General features: G+C 39.6%; 1 protein-coding gene. It reads left to right on the top strand.

The genetic code is table 11. The features are described from left to right. Positions 1-139 precede the first annotated feature (139 nt). Positions 140-1470 (top strand): IS1182 family transposase gene (locus M3630_RS30400; protein WP_251254660.1). Its coding sequence is split into 2 segments (ribosomal slippage): positions 140-680 and positions 680-1470, totalling 1332 coding nucleotides; the frame shifts between segments, so codons are not numbered across the junction. Positions 1471-1555 lie beyond the last annotated feature (85 nt).

Raw genomic sequence — 1555 nt, 5'->3', positions numbered from 1 at the left:
TCAGGCTGTCGAGAAAGTCGACAGCCATTTTTATTTTACTTAATTTTAAAGCGACACCGCGTTAATTTGTTATAATTCTTATAATTACATTTTATAGTAGGTGATAATTGTGCTTACCTCCAATGATAATAATCCGCAAATGCATTACGAATTTGTGTGCCTTGATGAATTGGTCCCAGAGGACCATTTATTAAGGGTCATCCAGAAACATATAGATTTCTCCTTCATCCGAGAAAAAGTACGTCAATATTATTGCGAGGATAACGGTAGACCTTCCATTGATCCTATTGTTTTATTTAAAATGATTTTCATTGGATACCTTTACGGTATCCGCTCAGAGAGGCAGCTCGAAAAAGAAATCCAGACTAATATCGCCTATCGTTGGTTTCTTGGCCTTTCTTTAACAGATCGAGTTCCAGATCACACAACAATCAGTTGGAATCGTCGAACCCGTTTTAAAAATACAAATGTTTTTCAGGAGATTTTTGATGAAATTGTGCGCTTGGCGATTCAGCATCGAATGGTCGCTGGACGTGTATTGATAAGTGATTCTACGCATCTTAAAGCAAATGCGAATAAACGAAAATTTAAGAAGCATGTCATCGAGAAAACGAGTCGTGCCTATCTCAAAGATTTAGAGGTAGCAATTAATGAAGACCGTGAGGTACATGGAAAAAAGGATTGAAGCCTAGAGAGGGCGTGAAGGAAGAAAAGGAAATCAAGATGAGTACCACTGATCCGGAAAGTGGCTACATGGTTCGAGACAGCAAGCCCGAAGGCTTTTTCTATCTCGATCACCGGACTGTCGATCATAAGTACAATATTATTACCGATGTCCATGTCACTGCTGGCAATGTCCATGATTCCGTTCCTTACATAGATAGGCTGAATCTCCAAATCGAGAAGTTTGGGTTTAAGGATACAATTGAAGCTATTGCATTAGATGCTGGTTATTTAACTACTCCAATTTGCAAGGCACTTCACGATATAAATGTATTTGCTGTCATCGGTCATCGTGCCTTTACACCTGTTAAAGGTCTTTTTGCTAAATGGCGCTTTAAATATGATCTGGAGTGCGATGTGTACACATGTCCTCAAAAACATACGCTTACTTATTCGACTACCGATCGAAACGGATACAGGATGTATAAGTCCAATAAAGAAATATGTAAAACTTGTCCAAGGCTTTCTGAGTGTACCCGATCTAAAAATCACCAAAAGGTGATAAGCAGGCACGTTTGGGAAGAGAGTAAGGAATGGGTTCGACAGAACCGTTTAAGTAAATCGGGGAAATATTTATATAGATTAAGATACCAAACCATAGAGCGAAGCTTTGCAGATGCTAAAGAACTGCATGGGCTTCGCTATTGTAGGTTACGTGGACGTGAAAATGTCCAAGAGCAGGTATTGATGACAGCAACAGTACAAAACATTAAAAGGATAGCGCTACACCTAGCGAAAGCAAGTTAGGTGCAGGCTATCCTTTTTTTCAGCACTTCGTGCTGGAACAATGCCAAAAAGAAATCCCCCAAAAGGGGGTTTCTCTTCAGTCTGA

It is taken from the genome of Brevibacillus sp. MER 51, from assembly GCF_023714195.1.
Taxonomy (GTDB): domain Bacteria; phylum Bacillota; class Bacilli; order Brevibacillales; family Brevibacillaceae; genus Brevibacillus.
Note: the sequence above shows the minus strand (reverse complement) of the source record. Positions and strands in the feature narration are given on the sequence as shown.